General features: G+C 39.0%; 8 protein-coding genes. 6 read left to right on the plus strand and 2 right to left on the minus strand.

The window, feature by feature from the left end:
• Nucleotides 1-177 precede the first annotated feature (177 nt).
• The 6 genes from K8S13_RS24825 (at nucleotide 178) to K8S13_RS24850 (ending at nucleotide 3,234) form a co-directional block, all read left to right on the plus strand.
• Nucleotides 178-516, plus strand: coding sequence for a hypothetical protein (locus K8S13_RS24825; RefSeq protein ID WP_291466411.1), 339 nt, complete (start codon nucleotides 178-180; stop codon nucleotides 514-516).
• Nucleotides 517-518: 2 nt separating this feature from the next.
• Nucleotides 519-848: a hypothetical protein gene (locus tag K8S13_RS24830; RefSeq protein WP_291466412.1), complete on the plus strand. Its 330-nt coding sequence runs from the start codon at nucleotides 519-521 to the stop codon at nucleotides 846-848.
• A gap of 444 nt (nucleotides 849-1,292) precedes the next feature.
• Nucleotides 1,293-1,853: a nucleotidyltransferase family protein gene (locus K8S13_RS24835; RefSeq protein ID WP_291466413.1), complete on the plus strand. Its 561-nt coding sequence runs from the start codon at nucleotides 1,293-1,295 to the stop codon at nucleotides 1,851-1,853.
• 63 nt (nucleotides 1,854-1,916) lie between these two features.
• Nucleotides 1,917-2,144, plus strand: coding sequence for a hypothetical protein (locus tag K8S13_RS24840; RefSeq protein WP_291466414.1), 228 nt, complete (start codon nucleotides 1,917-1,919; stop codon nucleotides 2,142-2,144).
• A gap of 56 nt (nucleotides 2,145-2,200) precedes the next feature.
• Nucleotides 2,201-2,689: a cold shock domain-containing protein gene (locus K8S13_RS25855; protein ID WP_367172890.1), complete on the plus strand. Its 489-nt coding sequence runs from the start codon at nucleotides 2,201-2,203 to the stop codon at nucleotides 2,687-2,689.
• 44 nt (nucleotides 2,690-2,733) lie between these two features.
• Entirely contained in the window at nucleotides 2,734-3,234 is a 501-nt protein-coding gene (locus K8S13_RS24850) for a hypothetical protein (protein WP_291466415.1), read from the plus strand.
• A 34-nt stretch (nucleotides 3,235-3,268) separates the two neighbouring features.
• Here the strand turns inward: K8S13_RS24850 and K8S13_RS24855 are convergent, their stop codons facing one another.
• Nucleotides 3,269-3,631, minus strand: a complete 363-nt coding sequence (locus K8S13_RS24855) for a hypothetical protein (protein ID WP_291466416.1) — start codon at nucleotides 3,629-3,631, stop codon at nucleotides 3,269-3,271.
• Between the two features lie 212 nt (nucleotides 3,632-3,843).
• Nucleotides 3,844-4,038: a tyrosine-type recombinase/integrase gene (locus tag K8S13_RS24860; RefSeq protein WP_291466417.1), complete on the minus strand. Its 195-nt coding sequence runs from the start codon at nucleotides 4,036-4,038 to the stop codon at nucleotides 3,844-3,846.
• Nucleotides 4,039-4,313: the final 275 nt, after the last annotated feature.

A 4,313-nucleotide genomic window follows, 5' to 3' on the forward strand; every position in this document is an offset into this window, starting at 1 on the left:
AGCTTTTGTGCTGTCTGCTAAAGCCATGGTGTTTTGAGATTTGAAATACTGGTTTACCTGCGACTCAAGTTCTGACGAATAATTAATAGACATTTCATGCCTCCTTGATAAAGATGTTGTTGTTTAGACTATGCCAGATATCAGGGGAAAAAAGATGAAATATGGTATGCTCGGGTTATGCCTGAACCATTTTTAGATTTAAATTATGGATACTCTGTTGTTTTCACAACCCCATATATTCTTATAGACCTAAATGGCAATCTGGGGTCTTCAGCAAAACGGGATGATTGGGAAGCATTCTTTGATCGGAATTTAAAAGCAGCAAGAGAAAAAAACAAAATCAAAGCTTATGAATCCTTTATCAAATATGGAAAAAATAAACACGTTTGGAATGAATATATTTTTGAAGGTTATGTGAACTATCAAGAAGATATGATAATGCTTGCAGGATTTCCGGATAAGCCACTGAGTATGCCCTATTCAGAAGCAAGTCAGAGAGAAAGGGGAGAAATATAAAAATGAAAACCATTAACAGGACAGCAATAACAATCATCCCAAAGCAACCATACATCAATTGGGCGAATAGTTTTGAAGATGCAGAAACTTATGACACGCCTCATGCGACAACCATTCTGATCCCTGATAAATACGGTGAATTTGATTTTGGAGTTTACCTGAAAAAGATTTTCGAACAAATTTTCGAAGAAGAACTTGAATCCTGGATGACTGATCCGGATGGATGGCCACAAAAACGGACATACAAGATGTTTAAAGAATGGTTTGATGTTATTTGTGCGGATATGACCTGGGACTACGGGGATGGGGAAGTGGAGCATGATGAGGATTGAATTGAATAAGAAACTTGAAATGACCGTTTAAGCTTTGCGAGGACTAAATGAATCACGCAAACAGATTGCAATGCTTAACGGTGTTTGGGAGCCTTCTGGATAAACTTATGGCAAAAGAGTTTATAAAATTTATTTTTTTTAGCCCGCCATGGGATGGGTACGTCTAAAAAGTGCATAGCCTAAGAGCATATCAAGGAACTGAGCCCAAAAAAGGGGAAGTCGCACCGAAATAAGCCTTCAACCCAAAAAAAATTCCCCGAATTTTCTTTGGAGGGTCTACAAAAAATTAGGCGGTGGATTTGGGAGGATTTTCCTGATTGACACTGAATTTTATTTTTGTTAATCAATTGTTTGAGAGATAATTACTATTCTATTTATCATACGTGTATGGATAAAAATAAAAACGTTTTCAAGAAGCCTATTGATAAAACAGGGAAATGAAAATTGACGGTCATTGCACTATCGAACAATCTACTGCTGATCGCACTGTTTTCAACCATGATTGGTGTTGTTATCGGTTTTACCGCATCACACGGTCGATTGAGGAAAGTGTTTTATTCGATACAGTTGGCGATTTCCAGGATGCGCTTAAAGCACAAGAAAAAAATTATGAATAATCCGGGTTTATCTGCAAAAGGCAATGTCGGGTATGGTAGAATTGGTGCACATAGTTCGCAACAAGCTGTAGATGCAAAGACTTTAGAAGCAGCCGGTTTGTTTTATTTACTGTTGAAAAAGGATTTCGGAAATGATGTCGAAGCCCTCTACCTATTCGGCTCCCGGGCACGTGGAGACTTTATCGGAAACAGCGATGTGGATCTCGCAGTCGTGTTCACGCCGGATACCAAAATTGGTATCCGTACCCATTGGAGACTCATTCGAAGTAGTTTTCAACTTATGTTGACGTATGGACTCTACTTGCAAGTACGTCCAGTTCAAGAAGGGACAAAGAGGCATGATTTCTTGCGCATTATTATTGATAGCGAAGGGGTTCAGATTAAATAGCGGCTTCTTACTGACTTATCAGTAGGAGTCCTCCTACCATCATTTAAAAACGGAGTTTCAACCATGGAAATTTTGCTTTTGATTGCTATAATTGCGGTTACAGGTGGGCTGCTTGGAGGTTTGATTGGTATCGGATTAGCCAAATGGCCAGGGCAAAGCACCTTGGGCAGCGCTTTTAGAGGTGTGGTTATAGGTATCAGCACGCTTTGCGCATTAGCGTTTTTTGTGATTCTCGTTCTTCACACCGTTACAGGCGGATTTGATAATGACCCGGTACGGTTTCATAGTTAATATTTAAATGAAAAATCTTAATCGGACATATCTTCAACTTTAGGAGTATCATACTATTGGATATAGATATCATATTAGCTATCATAGTTGTCACCTTGGCTGTTGGGGTGGTGGTTGGCGCTTCAGTGGGTTTGGTTATGGCCAGATGGCGGGGAAAAACGGTTAAATCATATTTTTTGCGTGGGGCTTTTACAGGTGTGTCTGCCATTTTTATTGGTTTGTTAATCGGGTTCCTGATGTATCTGGCAACCGGACATACAACCCAAGAACTTATAAGAAACATGTATGAAAACAAAGTTCTCAGTTACAGATGGGCAAAAACATATAGCTGCAAAAAAAATGAACAGTTTGGAATCGTCAAATGGTTCAACGATAGCAAAGGATTTGGGTTTATCACATATGACCGGGATAGGGATATATTTGTTCATTACAGCCAAATTCAAGGGAATGATTCTTTGAGCGAAGGTGATCAGGTCTGTTTCCAAGTGATGGAAGGGGAAAAAGGGCCTAGTGCTGTAACTGTTCGAAAATGCACGACTCCTTAACCATTGTATTAACGTGTTAAGCCAATAGAGGAGGATTTCGGCAAATGAAGAACCTGTCCCACTCGGATAAAATTTCCATGGTAAGCGCTTTAATAGCTTTATTAGGGTTTTTACTGGTTATCTGGCAGATCAGCATAACCAACGAACAAATTCGAAAAACAGAAATAAATCAACGCGCACAATTTTTAGCCCAGCTGCAGGATAGAGCGTTTAACTCGAATGATTTTCAAGAAATATTCCGTAAGTTGGAGTACGAGAAAGTCGAAATTAATTCTGAATTTCATGGTTCAAAAGAGCAGATTCAAATGGTTGCATTTTTAAGTTTTCTTGAATTCATTTGCCAGTTGGAAAAAATGGGATTGATTAAATTTGATGACGTAAAAGAGATATTTGGTTATTATATTTTACGTGTCTATCAAAGCCCGGCTGTTATAGAGTATAGGCTGTTTCTTAAAGATTGGGTCAAACAGGGAAAATTTCCTGAAAATGTGACCTTTCCCAATTTTGAAGCATTGGCAAAACGGATTGAAAAATATGGTGTTTAAATGCATAAATATTGTTAAACAGTCTTTTGACATTTTAATTGTGCACAAAATATATGTGCAAATACGTGCATTGCAAAAAACATTCAGCCAAAAGCAGTGTGCCCATGTTCATGATTTGACGTCGGTTCCCCCTGCAATGGGAACACATAATGCTTAACGCGTCGGGATCAAACAAAGTTTCAGGGGCACCGCCATTGGATATCCTGAATTTTATAAACTCAAGGCTTTCATTATCATTCAGGCCATTTAAATTAAATTGTCCGGTAAGTCGGGTTCTAACGGATGCCATGATTTGCAGTGAAAGTTTTTTTTCAAGGGTCTCATCTCCCACAAGAATAAAACTTGCACCGACTATTTCCTTGAGAGGCGCAGGAAAAAAATATTTGTCGTTGATCACTCCGGTTCATGGTCTCATGCGCCCGGAGGAATATCTTTCTTATTCTTAACACTCATATGTATAATAATGATTTAAAAGAGAAGTTTCAAGCAGGCTTTGTAATCACAAGTTGGGTGTTTCGCTCTTGCTACAGAAACGCAACGTTTCGAATTCGTATACTGTCATGGCTTTGGGAAGGTCAAAAAGGGTTAAAGTAATAGGATTTTAAACTGTTACCAAAAGTTTTGGATTTGCTCTTGTATAGACTCCTTTGTTACATCGGCATATATCTGGGTGTTTTGTATAGAAGAGTGCTCCAGTTGTTTCTGAACAGCTCTCAGGTTGTTTTCTTTAGCGTACAGCTCAACGGAGTATGAGTGGCGACTATGCCGAGTTCGGCATAGCAGGCATACATTTAACACCAACATGTCAAAAGCTGGTGTAAATCAGGTTACAACCATGAAGATAACAGGTCATAAAACAAATGCAATGTTTCTTCGATACAGCCATTTGGATAAAGAACAAGGCGAAGGCGCTATGAACAATAAGATTGAATGTGTTTATTAACTTAGAGTTTACTTCAGGCTGGTGACTACTTCCTATGTACTTCCTGGAAATAAAAAAAGTTCCAGCAAAATGCTGAAACCTTTGATATTAGTGGCGTCCCCAAGGGGATTCGAACCCCTGTCGCCGGCGTGAAAGG

The organism is Desulfobacula sp. (genome assembly GCF_021107415.1).

Bases quoted from the DNA above. Each gene is read 5' to 3' on its own strand.
- K8S13_RS24825 (WP_291466411.1), top strand. From the start codon at position 178: ATGCCTGAACCATTTTTAGATTTAAATTATGGATACTCTGTTGTTTTC.
- K8S13_RS24830 (WP_291466412.1), top strand. From the start codon at position 519: ATGAAAACCATTAACAGGACAGCAATAACAATCATCCCAAAGCAACCA.
- K8S13_RS24840 (WP_291466414.1), top strand. From the start codon at position 1,917: ATGGAAATTTTGCTTTTGATTGCTATAATTGCGGTTACAGGTGGGCTG.
- K8S13_RS24850 (WP_291466415.1), top strand. From the start codon at position 2,734: ATGAAGAACCTGTCCCACTCGGATAAAATTTCCATGGTAAGCGCTTTA.
- K8S13_RS24860 (WP_291466417.1), bottom strand. From the start codon at position 4,038: ATGTTGGTGTTAAATGTATGCCTGCTATGCCGAACTCGGCATAGTCGC.